Here is a 12,504-nt window from a genome sequence, read left to right as displayed (position 1 = left end):
GGTCTGTCATATGCACAGCGGTCGCGTGCCGGCCGACGGCCGGAGGGACACGCGATGAGCGGGCAGGCGCGGCTGGCGCTGTGTTCGTGGGCGGCCACGCTGATGGTGGCGTGCTCGCTGCTGCCGCTGGTCGATCCGGCCACCTGGATCCTGCAGGCCATCGTCCTGCTGGCGATCCAGTCCGGGGTGGGTGCGGCGGCCCGCCGGGTGCCGCTGGCCCGGCCGCTGACCATCGCCGTGCAGGCAGTCACCGGACTGGTGCTGCTGACCCTGGTCTTCGCCCGGCAGCAGGCGCTCGCCGGACTGGTCCCCGGCCCGCAGGCCTTCCAGCACTTCGCCGAGCTGCTGCGCCAGGGCGGCGACGACATCGCGCGGTACGCGATTCCGGCGCCGCTGGAGTCCGACGGCATCCGGCTGATGCTGGTCGGCGGTGTGCTGGTGATCGGGCTGCTGGTGGACACCCTCGCGGTGACCTTCCGCAGCGCCGCCCCCGCCGGGCTGCCGCTGCTCGCGCTGTACTCGGTGGCCGCGGGGCTGTCCGACGGCGGCGCCGACTGGCTGTGGTTCCTGGTCGCGGCGGCCGGCTACCTGACGCTGCTCCTGGCCGAGGGGCGTGACCGGCTCTCGCAGTGGGGCCGGGTGTTCGGCGGTGCGCCGCGTTCCCCGGGCCGGGAGCGGGGCGGCGCGGTCGCTCCGGTCCGTACCGGGCGGCGCATCGGCGCGTTCGCGCTGGGCGTCGCCCTGGTGGTGCCGCTGGCCCTGCCCGCGATGAACGACGGGCTGCTGGACGGCGCCGGGACGGGCGTCGGCTCCGGCAGCGGGGGCGGCGGCACGATCTCCGCGGTGAACCCGCTGGTGTCCCTGCGCGACAGTCTCAATGTCGACGAGGACCGCCAGGTCCTCTCCGTCAAGACCGACTCGAGCGACATCTCCGACCTCTACCTGCGCATCGTGTCCCTGGACGACTTCGACGGCACCACCTGGAAGCCGTCCAAGCGGCGCATCACCGGCGTGCCGAAGGACAGCTTCCCCACGCCGGCCGGCCTCGGCCCCGACATCAAGCGCGCGGAGATCCGGACCAGCATCTCGGCCGCGGACTGGTACGCCCAGGACTGGCTGCCGATGCCGTACCCGCCCAGCGGTGTGCGGGTCCCGGGCAGCTGGCGCTACGAGCCCGTCGGGATGACCCTGGTCGGCGACCACGGCCAGAACACGCGCGGGCTGACGTACGAGGTGCGGAGCCTGGACGTGCAGCCGACCGGCGACCAGCTCGCCGCGGCACCGCAGCCGGCGGCGGCCCTGAAGCGGGAGTACACCGAGCTGCCGGACTCGCTGCCCGAGGTGGTCTCCCGCACGGCGCGCGAGGTCACCACCGGCGCGGCGAACCCCTACGAGCAGGCGGTCAAGCTCCAGGAGTACTTCGCGGTCAACGGCGGTTTCGAGTACGACACCCAGGTCGACGTCGGCGGCGGATCGGACGGGATCGCCCGCTTCCTGAAGGACAAGGAGGGCTTCTGCGTCCACTTCTCCTTCGCCATGGCGGCGATGGCCCGCTCCCTGGACATACCGGCCAGGGTCGCGGTCGGCTTCGCGCCGGGTTCCCCGCAGGCGGACGGCTCGGTGTCGGTCGGGCTGCGGGACGCGCACGCCTGGCCCGAGGTGTACTTCGAGGGGGTGGGCTGGACCCGCTTCGAGCCGACGCCGACGCGTGGCTCGACCCCGTCGTACACCCTGACGGAAACGCCGGGCAGCACGGTGCCGGACGAGGCCCTGCCGTCGCGGAACACCCAGCCGGAGCCGTCGGTGGCGCCCTCGACGAGCGAGAGCTGCACGGCCCAGGACAAGAAGCTGGACGCCTGTGGCACCGAGTCGGCCGCCGCCGTACCGGTCACGGGCGGCGACGGGACGAAGTGGTACGCGGTGCCGCTCTGGGCCCTGGGCGGCCTGGCCGTGCTGCTGATACCGCTCGCACCGATGCTGTGGCGGCTGCGCACCCGGGCGGTACGGCTGGGGGCGCACGGCCGCGCCGAGGGGGACGCGGTACCGCACACTCTGGCGGTCTGGCAGGAGCTGACCGACACGGCGTGGGACTTCGGGATCGCGCCGGACGAGTCGCAGACTCCGCGCAAGGCCGCGGACCGGATCGCCCGGCTCGGGCAGCTCGACCCCACGGCCGCGGCGGCGGTGCACCGGGTGGCGGACGCCGTGGAGCAGGTTCTCTACGCGCCCCGGCCCCGTCCGACGCCGGGACTCACGGAGGACGTCCACCGGGCGAGCGCCGGTCTGCGTGCCACGGTCGGCCGCGGTACGCGACTGCGCGCACGGTTCGCGCCGCGTTCGACCGTACGGGCGGCCTGGGCGGTGTCGGACCGGTGGACGGCGCTGAAGCGGCGGGCCGCGGCTGCCCGGCCGACGCTGCGGAAGACTTCGGGGCAGCAGGGCTGAGCCCGGCCGACCACCGCCCGGAAACCCCGGTGGTCGGCCGGCAGCACGGACGGGCATGCGTGAGGGGGTGACCACCGAGTCGGTGGTCACCCCCTCACGCAGATGTCCTGGTGAGCGGCTGCTCGGGCTACTGCCCGCCCTGCTGCTCGTCCCTGCGCCGCTGCCAGCGCTCGTCGATGCGGTCCATCATGGATCGGCGCTGCCGTCCCTGACGGCGGGCCTGCGGTCCGCCACCGGCTCCGGCCGCGGGCTGCTCGCCCGGTTTCGGCGCCTTGCGCCATCCGGTCACGGCGAGGACCGCGCAGCCCAGCATGACGAGGAAGCCCACCACACTGAGCCAGACCTGCTGGGCGACCATACCGGCCATGAGGAGCGCAATACCTACGAGGAAGCCCGCGACCGCCTGGTAGACCCGTCGCCGGGTGTACGTACGCAGCCCGCTTCCCTCGAGCGCTGTCGCGAACTTGGGATCTTCGGCGTACAGCGCTCGCTCCATTTGCTCGAGCATGCGCTGCTCGTGCTCCGAGAGCGGCACGGAGTCCTCCTCATCGTGCAGTCGCCGGGGCGACCCGGGGGGGTCCCTTCAGGATAGGCAGGGAATCGCCCCCGTGAAACCCGCCCCTCTGCGCCAATTGGCCAACCGGTTCCCGCCATGGACGCGCCGGCTCGCTGAAGTTCCCATTCCCCAGCGGCCGACCCGTCATGCCGGGCGGTCTCCCTCGATCATACGGCGACTGGCCCCCGTTCGGGTGGCCTGTGGCGTACTCCATCTGCAGCCCCGCCCCTGATCAGCCCCGTACCCCTCCGGGCGGCTCAGGCCTCCCCGGCCCCCTGCGTCTCACCGAGCACGTGAAGCTGGGTGGCCACGGAGTGGAACGCGGCCAGTTCGGCCGCCGCGGCCTCCAGCTCCAGGAGGGCGTCCATGGCGCCGGGCTCGGTGTCCACCAGGACTCCGGGAACGAGGTCGGCGAAGACCCGTACCCCGTGCACCGCGCCGATCCGGAGCCCCGCGGCCTCGACCAGCGCGGTGAGCTGCCCGGCGGTGAACCTGCGCGGCACGGGGTCGCCCGTGCCCCAGCGGCCGTTCGGGTCGTCGAGGGCCTGCCGGGCCTCCGTGAAGTGGCCGGCGAGGGCACGCGCGAGCACGGCGCCGCCGAGGCCGGCGGCGAGCAGGCTGAGGACGCCCTCGGGGCGCAGGGCGGCGACCACGTTGCGCACGCCCTCCGCCGGGTCGTCCACGTACTCCAGGACGCCGTGGCACAGCACGACGTCGTAGCCGCCGCGCTCGACCACGTCGAAGAGGCCGTGGGCGTCGCCCTGCACGCCGCGCACACGGTCGGCGACGTCGGCCTCGGCGGCACGGCGCTCCAGGGCGAACAGGGCGTTGGGGCTCGGGTCGACGACGGTGACGCGGTGGCCGAGGCGGGCCACGGGCACCGCGAAGTTGCCGCTGCCGCCCCCGGTGTCCAGGACGTCCAGCGCCTGACGGCCCGTGGCCTTGACCCGGCGGTCGAGGGCGTCCTGGAGGACGTCCCAGACCACGGCGGTACGAAGGGCGGCGCGGGATCGGGAGGGATCGGAGCGCAGCGACGTCGTGTGCGGGTGACGGTGGGAGGCGGGCGGGCGCATCGGGTCCGACACGGCAGTTGACTCCTCGGCGCGGCACCGCCTCGGGCACGGGCGGAGCGAACGGGCTGCCGCCCCCGCCCGGGCGGGAAGGGGCAGGCTTCAGGCTTCTCCCACCCTATTGCCTCCGGTGCGGGCACCGGTCACCCGTGCCTCACCGGTGCCACCTGCCGGGCGGCGCCCGGCGGGCAGGTGGGCGGCGAGCGGCGCGCGGCGCGCTCACCCCGTGTCCGGAAGGCCACGGTCCGTGAGGACGGAACCGGTACCCGGCCGGCCCAGGTCGGGCAGATCCCCGTCGGGAGGAACCGCGCCCGGGCGGTCCGCGCCGGAACGATCCCCGCGGTCCATGTCCGGCCGGTCCGCGTCGGGGCGCTCCCTGTCCGGGCTGTGCACGTCCGGGCGGTCCGTGTCCGGGCGGGGCTGGGGCAGGACCGGCTGGAGGACCAGCATCCGCTCCACGAGGCGCAGGAACATCGCCACGTCACGTATCAGGTCGTCGGCGTCCCGGCTGCCCGCCGCGCCCTGGATGCCCGCCTCGGCGCGGGCCCGGCGCCGGGCGCCGGAGGCGAACAGCGCGCTCCAGTCGGCGAGCTCGGGCGCGATCTCCGGGAGCACCTCCCAGGCACTCCGGATGCGGGCCCGGGCCCGGGGCGTGGTCTCGGGGCGGCCGCGCGCCGCGAGCACCGCGGCAGCCGTGCGCAGGGCCGCGAGGTGGGCCGTCGCGTACCGCTCGTTCGGCGTTTCGAGGACGGTGGCCTCCTCCAGGCCCGCCCGGGCCTGGGCGAGCAGGTCGAGGGCGGCGGGCGGGGCGGTCGTCCGGCGGAGCACGGGGTGCACGTCGCTCGCCGGGCCGGTCAGTGAGGGGGCAGGGCCGGCTGCGCGGCGCCGCCGGGCGGCGGCTGCGGACGAGTGGGCCATGACGATCCTCCTGTCGTCTCCGTGACGGCACGCCCCGACAGGAGGTGCCGTATGTGCCCATCGTGAGGTATGCCACTGACAATCCGTTCCGACCTGGACTTTTGCCTCGATCGAGCGTTCGGGTCACGTGTCGGCACCCGCACCTCGCGGTGACGGGACCTGCCGGGTTGCTGTGACAATCGGGACCATGGAAAGCAGCAGCGCCACCTCGCAGGGCAGCAGCCGCCGCGAGGCCACCCGGCAGAAGCTCTACGAGGCGGCCGTCACCCTCATCGCCGAGCAGGGCTTCTCCGCCACCACCGTGGACGAGATCGCCGAACGCGCCGGGGTCGCGAAGGGCACGGTCTACTACAACTTCGCCAGCAAGTCCGTCCTCTTCGAGGAGCTGCTGCGCCATGGTGTCGGTCTCCTCACCGCGTCGCTGCGGGAGGCGGCGGAGCGGACCGCGGGGGAGGGCCGCGGCCGGGTGGACGCCCTGGACGCGATGATCCGCGCGGGGCTCGTCTTCATCGACCGCTACCCGGCCTTCACCCAGCTGTACGTGGCCGAACTGTGGCGCACCAACCGGGCCTGGCAGTCCACGCTGCTGGTGGTCCGGCAGGAGGCCGTCGCGGTGGTGGAGGGCGTGCTGCGCGAGGGCGTGGAGAGCGGTGAGTTCTGCGAGGAGATCGACGTGCCGCTGACCGCCGCCGCACTGGTCGGCATGGTCCTGGTGGCCGCGCTGGACTGGAAGTCGTTCCAGCCGGAGCGCTCCCTCGACGACGTGCACGCGGCGCTGTCCAGGCTGCTCCAGGGGCGCGTGAGCGGCCGCGTCTGAGAGGCCTGGTCCGAGAGGCCTCTGACCGGAGTCCGGCCGCACACACGAAGGGCGCCGGTCCCCCGGTGGCCGCGTCCCCCGCGGGCCACCGGTGGACCGGCGCCTTCTCGTGCTCCCCCGTACGACCCCCCGTCGGAACCCCCGTCGGAACCCCCGTTCTCGGTCGTTCCCCCGGGCTCCCCCGTGCCTCGCTTCCGCCGACCGCGGCCGGCGGAAGGAGCGGATCGCGGGCCCGGCTCCGTTTCCGGCGCCCCGTGTCGCCGGTTCCGGAGCCGTGCCCCTCTCCGTGCCTCCACTCTCTCGTTCCCGCAGGTCGGGACCCATCCGTGCGCATACTCATCTCGCGGAGTAGGTACGGATACTCAGTCGTGCGCACCCCGGCTCACAGCGGCGCGTCACCGAGCGGTCACGCGCGCGTGCGTCGGGATACTCAGGCCCGGCACCCCGGCACCCCGGGACCGGTTGTCGGTGGTGGCGGATAAAGTCCCTGGCATGGCACGGATTGCGGTGATCGGCGCCGGGATGGGCGCGATGGCAGCCGCCGCCCGGCTGGCCGTCGCGGGCCACCGGGTGGCGGTGTACGAGCGGAGTCGGACGTACGGCGGGGCCCTGGGCCGCTTCGAGCGGGACGGGTTCTCCTTCGACACCGGGCCCGGTCTGCTGCCCCTGCCCGCGGTCTGGCGCGATCTGTTCGTGAAGACGGGCAAGGAGCCGCTGGAGTCCTGTGTCGAGCTGGTGCAGGTCGACCCCTCGTCACGGCACGTGTTCGCGGACGGCACGGAGGTCTCGCTGCCGAACGCCTCGCGTGCGGGCGTGCTCACCTCCCTGGACGCGTCGCTCGGCCCGGCCGCCGGGCAGCGCTGGGGCGACTTCCTGGTGCGGGCCCGGGAGACCTGGGACCGCACGCGCCGCCCGCTCCTCGAGGAGCCGCTGTGGCCGAACTGGGAGGTGCTGGCCGGGCGCGAGCCCTACCCGGCGGTCCCGCACAAGCGTCTGCTGCGCACCCGCCGGGCCGGCACGCTCGCCGAGATCGGCGCCTGGGAGCTGCGGGACCCCCGGCTCGCCGCGCTCCTGGAGAGTCACGCGCTGGCGTACGGCCTGGACCCCCGGACCGCCCCGGCGAACGCCGCCGTGCTGCCGTACATGGAGTACGCCTTCGGTATGTGGTACGTGCGGGGCGGTGGTCTGCGGGAGTTGGCGCGGGCGGTGTACGAGCGGTGCCTGGCCCGCCGGGTCGAGTTCCGCTTCGGCACCGAGGTCACGGGGATCGTGGAGAAGGACGGCCGGGTGGCCGGCGTGGAGCTGGCCGAAGGTGCCGTGGCGGAGGCGGAGTTCGTGGTCGCCGGGGTGGCGCCGGGCGTGCTGGACCGCCTCTGCGGGGGGTCGGCGGTGCGCGGTGCGGGTGAGGTGCCGCCGCAGCCCGCCGGGGCGAGCCGGGTGACGGTGCTGCTGGCGCTGCGGGGCGGCCGACGGGAGGGCGCGGCGCACCGGACGGTGGTGCACGCGCCGGATCGCGAGGCCGAGTTGGAGGCCCTGTTCGGTTCCGCGCCCGGTACGGCGGCGCGTCCGACCGTGACGGTCCTGCGGCCCGACGACCCGGCGCTGGTCCCGGACTCCGGCCACGAGGCGGTCACGCTCACCTCGACGGTGCCCGCGGGCAGCGGGACGGACGCCGAGGACCACGCCGAGCGCCTCATCACCGTCGCCGAACGCGCGATACCGGATCTGCGCGACCGTCTCCTGTGGCACGAGGTGCGCACCCCGGCCGACGTCGCGGCGGCGACCGGCGCGGCGGACGGCGCGATTCCGGTGCCGGCGCTGGCGGGAGCCGGCGGACGCCTGATGCACCCGGCCAACAGCACACGCACCACAGGGCTGTTCACGGTCGGCGGCTGGTCGCACCCCGGCGGAGGTCTCCCGCACGCGGGCATGTCCGGCGCGCTGGTCGCCGGACTCGTCGTGGAGGGACCGGAGTTCCGGGGCTCGCAGTGAGGGGCCCGGGGCCCGTCACCGGGCCCCGGCGGCGTCAGAAGCGGTACTGCTCGTCGTAGCCCTGGCCCTGCGTCTGGCCGTTGCCCTGGGGCGGGTACGTCTGCTCCGGCGGGAGTTCGCCGCCGTAGGGGTCGTCGGCGCTGCGCTGCTGCGGCACCCAGACCCCGCCGGCCGGGGTCTCGCCGCCGTAGCCCGCCTGCGTGCCGGTGGCGTACTGGTCCTGTCCGTAGGCCTGCTGACCGTACTGCTGCCCGCCGGTCGTGTCGTAGCCACCGGTGTCGTACGACGTCCCGCCGTAGCTGTGGGTGCCGATGTACGGGTCGGAGTAGGCGGCGTACTGCTGCTGGGCGCCGGTGTCGAAGCCGTACCCCTGCTGGCCGTAGCCCGAGTAGTCGTAGGCGTAGGACGGGTCGGCGGCGCCCGGCGTGGCCGCGGCGGGTTCCTGCCGGCCCTGGCCGTAGCCGGCGTCGGCGTACACGCCGTACGAGCCGGTGTCGTCCGGCATGGGCTGCGGCTCGTAGACGGCGGTGGTCTCGGCGGCAGTGGCGTCGGCGGGGCGGACCGGGGTGAACACGTCGTCCCGGTCGTAGTCGTCGTGGCCGTACGGGAGGCCGCCCTGCCCCGGCAGGTCGTCCCGCGCACGGTCGTCGTAGGCGTCGCGGCCGTCCCGGCCGCCGTCGGCCGCCTCGAGGCCGGAGACCTCCAACGTCGGTTCCTGACGGCCCCGTCCGGGACGGCCGCCGCGCCTGCCGACGAGGCCCGCAGGGGCGTTGACCGCCCAGCCGGCCTCGAAGCCGCGGCGGAAGGACAGCGTGACGTAGGTCTGGCCGACGGCGAAGGCGGCCGCGCCCAGTCCGATGACGAGCACGTTCGACATCAGCACACCGGCGACGACGCCGGCGAAGCCGCCGAAGGCGAGCAGCCGCCAGCGCAGCCGCGCCTTGTACTGCAGCAGCACCTCGCCGAGCAGCCACAGTGCGACGACGCCGAACGCGATGTAGAGGACCGCCCAGCCCATGTACGCCCCTCTCCCAGTGGCCGCTGTGCAGTGTGTCGTAAATACGTGCGGCCGGTCTAGGCCCGCGGTGGGTGGTGCAGGCCCAGGTTCTCGTAGATTTCCAGGGTCGCCGTGGAGTTGTTGAGCGTGATGAAGTGCAGTCCGGGAACACCCTCGGCCAGCAGCCGCGCGCAGAACTCCGTGGCGAACTCGATGCCAATGGAGCGTACAGCCGTCGGATCGTCCTTTGCTGTGAGGATCCGCTCTTTCAGCTCGGCCGGGAAGGAGGCGTTGCTGAGCTTTGGCAACCTCTCCAGCATCTTCACGCTGGTCACCGGCATGACCTCGGGGATGATCGGGGTCTCGCAGCCGGCCGCGGCCACCTTGTCGCGCAGGCGCAGGTACGACTCGGGCTGGAAGAACATCTGCGTGATCGCGTAGTCGGCGCCGGCCCGGCACTTGTCGACGAAGTGGGTCACGTCCGCGTCCCAGTCGGCGGAGCGCGGGTGCATCTCCGGGAAGGCCGCGACGCCGACGCAGAAGTCGCCGGACTCCTTGATGAGCCGGACCAGTTCGGCGGCGTAGGTCAGGCCTTCCGGGTGCGCGACCCACTCGGCCGTCGGGTCGCCGGGCGGGTCGCCGCGCACGGCCAGCATGTTGCGGATCCCGGCGTCGGCGTACTGACCGATGATGTTGCGCAGCTCCGCGATCGAGTGGTCGACCGCGGTGAGGTGGGCGACGGGGGTCAGCGTCGTGTCGGCGACGATCTGCTGGGTCTCCCTGACCGTGCCCGAGCGGGTGGAACCGCCGGCGCCGTAGGTCACGGAGACGAAGTCGGGGGCGACTGCTTCCACCCGCCTGAGCGCGCTCCACAGGTTCTTCTCACCCTTGGGCGTCTTCGGCGCCGAGAACTCGAACGAGTACGTCGTCTTGCCTGCGGCGAGGATGTCGCGCACGGTGCGTGCGCGATCAGTCCTGGTGGATGCGGTTCCGAGGGCCATACGGGCAGGTTAGCCAGGGGGCGGCGGTCCCCCAACCGGATGCGGGACATTTGTCCGCTTTGTCGAGTTGTTGTCCACCCCTTGGACACATGCCTCGGGCACGCGCCCGGCCCGCCTACGCCTCCCGCAGCCGCTTCGCGAACTCGGCGGCCGCCGCGCCCGGGTCGTCCGCCGCCGTGATCGCGCGGACGACGACGACACGCCGGGCGCCCGCCGCCAGCACCTCGTCGAGGTTGCCGAGGTCGATGCCGCCGATGGCGAACCAGGGGCGGTCGGTGCCCAGGGACGCCGTGTACCGGACCAGGTCGAGGCCCGGCGCGTGGCGGCCCGGCTTGGTGGGGGTGGGCCAGCACGGCCCCGTGCAGAAGTAGTCCACGCCCTCCTGGGTGGCGGCAGCGGCGGCCTCGGCCTCGGCGTGGGTGGAGCGGCCGACGAGGACGTCGTCGCCGAGGATCGCCCGGGCGGCGGGTACCGGGAGGTCGCGCTGCCCCAGGTGCAGTACGTCGGCGCGGGCGGCGTGGGCGACGTCCGCGCGGTCGTTGACCGCGAGGAGCTTGCCGTGGCGGGCGCAGGCGTCGGCGAAGACCTCGAGGTGCTCCAGCTCCTCCCCCGCCTCCATGCCCTTGTCGCGCAACTGCACGATGTCGACGCCGGCGGCCAGCACGGCGTCCAGGAACTCGGGCAGGTCGCCCTGGTCGCGGCGGGCGTCCGTGCACAGGTAGAGCAGGGCGTCGGCGAGCCGGGTGCGGGCGGTCGAGGCGGTGTCGGGCATGCGGGTGTCCCCCCGGGTCGGTGGCGTGGGCCCACGGCGGGCCGCGCGCCCTCGGCTTACGGGCTGCGGCCGGCCCGCGGCCCTGCGGATCGGGTACAGACTACGAACGGGGTGTCGGGCGGCGCCGACCGGTCACGGGCGTCGGCGCACGAGCCCCGGGACCCTGGGGTCCACGGTGCCCGTGCGCCGGGCGTGGTGGGTCGGGTCAGACGGCGAGCGCCTGGGCGCGGCGCTTCACCTCCGTGCCGCGGTTCTCACTCAGCGCCTGAGCGGGCGTGCCCGGCAGGCTCTCGTCGGGAGTGAAGAGCCACTCCAGCATCTCCTCGTTCGTGAAGCCGTCGTCCCGCAGCAGCGTCAGCGTTCCGACCAGGCCCTTGACGACCTTGTCCTCGTCGATGAAGGCCGCGGGGACGTGCAGCGCGCGGTTCTCACCGCGGCGTACGGCGATGAGCTGGCCTTCCTTGATCAGCTGGCGCACGCGGGTCACCTCGACGCCGAGCATCTCGGCGATGTCGGGGACGGTGAGCCAGGCAGGCACGAGAGCATCGATCTTTGCGTCAATCTCGGTCACGTCACAAGCCTGCCATCTGCCACTGACAGTCGGAAGCCGGACCCGGCCGACCCGGGCTACGGACCGGGCGGCCGGACTACGCCGTCGCCGCCTTCAGCGGCCTCGCCGGGTCGGCCAGCAGCCGCGGATCCAGCACCGTACCCGCCTGGATCAGGCGTTTGCCCTGGGCCAGGTCACGGGGGCGGCCCACCGCCAGCAGGGCGACCAGCCGGTCCTCCCGCAGCCAGCAGACCGTCCAGGCGGGGCCCGCGGGGTCGCCGCGCCACAGGGTGGTGTCGGCGGCCGTGTGGTGCCCGGCGTACTGGACGAAGCGGCCGAACTGCTCGGACCAGAAGTACGGCACCGGGTCGTAGGCCGCCGGGGCCTCGCCGGTGGCGGCGCCGATGATGTCGGCGGCGACCGTGCGCGGGCCCTGGAGGGCGTTGTCCCAGTGGTGCACCAGCAGCCGCTCGCCGTAGCGGCCCGACGGGAAGGACGCGCAGTCGCCGACCGCGTAGACGTCCGGCGCGGAGGTGCGCAGGCGGTCGTCGGCCAGGACGTCGCCGTGCGCGCCGAGGCCGATCCCGGAGCCGGCGAGCCAGGCGGTGGCGGGCCGGGCGCCGATGCCGACGACGACCGCGCCGGCGGGCAGCCGGGAGCCGTCGTCGAGGACGACGTGACCGGTCCCCCCGGCGTCGCCGGGCTCGACGCGCTCCACGCGCGCGTGCGTGCGCAGTACGGCGCCGGCGTCGGCGTACCAGGCGGTCATCGGCGCGGCGACCTCGGCGGGCAGCGCGTCGGCCAGGGGCCGGTCGGCGGCCTCCACGACGGTCACGGCGCAGCCCGCCTCGCGCGCGGCGGTCGCGAACTCGGCGCCGATCCAGCCGGCGCCGACGACCACGATGTCGTGCTGCCGGGCGAGCACCGGGCGCAGCCGTTCGGCGTCGTCCAGGGTGCGCAGCAGGTGCACGCCTTGCACGCCCTCGGTGCCGGGCAGCCGGTTCGGTTCGGCGCCGGTCGCGAGGACGAGGACGTCGTACGGCACGGGGCCGGCGGAGGTGTCGAGGAGGTGCTCGCCGGGACGCAGGCCCAGGGCCTCGCAGCCGAGCCGCAGCGTGATGCCGAGCGCCTCGAAGTCGACGTCGAAGGCGGAGCCCTCGGCCGTGCCGAGCAGGACGGCCTTGGACAGCGGGGGGCGGTCGTACGGCTGGTGCGGCTCCGCGCCGATCAGTGTCACGGAGCCGGTGAAGCCCTGCTCCCGCAGGGCGACCGCGGTCTGCACACCGGCCATGCCGGCGCCCACCACGACCACACGGCGCTCGCCGCCCGCTGCCCGTTCCTGCTCCTGCTCCTGCTCCTGCTCCTGCTCCTGCGCCGGCCCGTGTC

General features: G+C 74.2%; 11 protein-coding genes. 3 read left to right on the top strand and 8 right to left on the bottom strand.

Annotated elements, in window-relative coordinates; translation table 11 throughout:
- Nucleotides 1-54: 54 nt before the first annotated feature.
- The gene (locus ACIGO6_RS04595; RefSeq protein WP_399871145.1) at nucleotides 55-2,445 is read left to right on the top strand and encodes a DUF3488 and DUF4129 domain-containing transglutaminase family protein; all 2,391 of its coding nucleotides are present in this window, start codon (nucleotides 55-57) and stop codon (nucleotides 2,443-2,445) included.
- A 127-nt stretch (nucleotides 2,446-2,572) separates the two neighbouring features.
- Here ACIGO6_RS04595 and ACIGO6_RS04590 read toward each other — a convergent pair whose 3' ends face one another.
- From ACIGO6_RS04590 to ACIGO6_RS04580, 3 genes are all read right to left on the bottom strand, one after another.
- A complete protein-coding gene (locus tag ACIGO6_RS04590; RefSeq protein ID WP_399871143.1) occupies nucleotides 2,573-2,980 on the bottom strand; it encodes a spore wall synthesis complex protein in 408 nt (135 codons plus the stop codon).
- 278 nt (nucleotides 2,981-3,258) lie between these two features.
- On the bottom strand, nucleotides 3,259-4,086 hold the full coding sequence (locus ACIGO6_RS04585; RefSeq protein WP_399871141.1) for a methyltransferase: 828 nt from the start codon (nucleotides 4,084-4,086) through the stop codon (nucleotides 3,259-3,261).
- Nucleotides 4,087-4,290: 204 nt separating this feature from the next.
- The gene (locus tag ACIGO6_RS04580; RefSeq protein ID WP_399871138.1) at nucleotides 4,291-4,989 is read right to left on the bottom strand and encodes an SAV_6107 family HEPN domain-containing protein; all 699 of its coding nucleotides are present in this window, start codon (nucleotides 4,987-4,989) and stop codon (nucleotides 4,291-4,293) included.
- 187 nt (nucleotides 4,990-5,176) lie between these two features.
- Here ACIGO6_RS04580 and ACIGO6_RS04575 point away from each other — a divergent pair, with 187 nt between their 5' ends.
- On the top strand, nucleotides 5,177-5,806 hold the full coding sequence (locus ACIGO6_RS04575) for a TetR/AcrR family transcriptional regulator (protein ID WP_399871136.1): 630 nt from the start codon (nucleotides 5,177-5,179) through the stop codon (nucleotides 5,804-5,806).
- 492 nt (nucleotides 5,807-6,298) lie between these two features.
- Entirely contained in the window at nucleotides 6,299-7,798 is a 1,500-nt protein-coding gene (locus ACIGO6_RS04570; RefSeq protein ID WP_399871133.1) for a phytoene desaturase family protein, read from the top strand.
- A 34-nt stretch (nucleotides 7,799-7,832) separates the two neighbouring features.
- Here the strand turns inward: ACIGO6_RS04570 and ACIGO6_RS04565 are convergent, their stop codons facing one another.
- The 5 genes from ACIGO6_RS04565 to ACIGO6_RS04545 form a co-directional block, all read right to left on the bottom strand.
- Nucleotides 7,833-8,816: a hypothetical protein gene (locus ACIGO6_RS04565; protein ID WP_399871131.1), complete on the bottom strand. Its 984-nt coding sequence runs from the start codon at nucleotides 8,814-8,816 to the stop codon at nucleotides 7,833-7,835.
- A 56-nt stretch (nucleotides 8,817-8,872) separates the two neighbouring features.
- Complete coding sequence (gene metF / locus ACIGO6_RS04560; RefSeq protein ID WP_399871129.1) at nucleotides 8,873-9,796, bottom strand: methylenetetrahydrofolate reductase [NAD(P)H]; 924 nt, start codon at nucleotides 9,794-9,796, stop codon at nucleotides 8,873-8,875.
- A 115-nt stretch (nucleotides 9,797-9,911) separates the two neighbouring features.
- A complete protein-coding gene (gene thiE, locus ACIGO6_RS04555; RefSeq protein WP_399871127.1) occupies nucleotides 9,912-10,568 on the bottom strand; it encodes a thiamine phosphate synthase in 657 nt (218 codons plus the stop codon).
- A 205-nt stretch (nucleotides 10,569-10,773) separates the two neighbouring features.
- Entirely contained in the window at nucleotides 10,774-11,139 is a 366-nt protein-coding gene (locus ACIGO6_RS04550) for an Rv2175c family DNA-binding protein (RefSeq protein ID WP_399871126.1), read from the bottom strand.
- 76 nt (nucleotides 11,140-11,215) lie between these two features.
- Entirely contained in the window at nucleotides 11,216-12,430 is a 1,215-nt protein-coding gene (locus tag ACIGO6_RS04545; protein ID WP_399871622.1) for an NAD(P)/FAD-dependent oxidoreductase, read from the bottom strand.
- Between the last annotated feature and the right edge of the window lie 74 nt (nucleotides 12,431-12,504).

The organism is Streptomyces sp. NPDC053750 (assembly GCF_044544295.1).
Lineage (GTDB): Bacteria > Actinomycetota > Actinomycetes > Streptomycetales > Streptomycetaceae > Streptomyces.
This window is presented reverse-complemented; position numbering and strand designations above follow the sequence as displayed.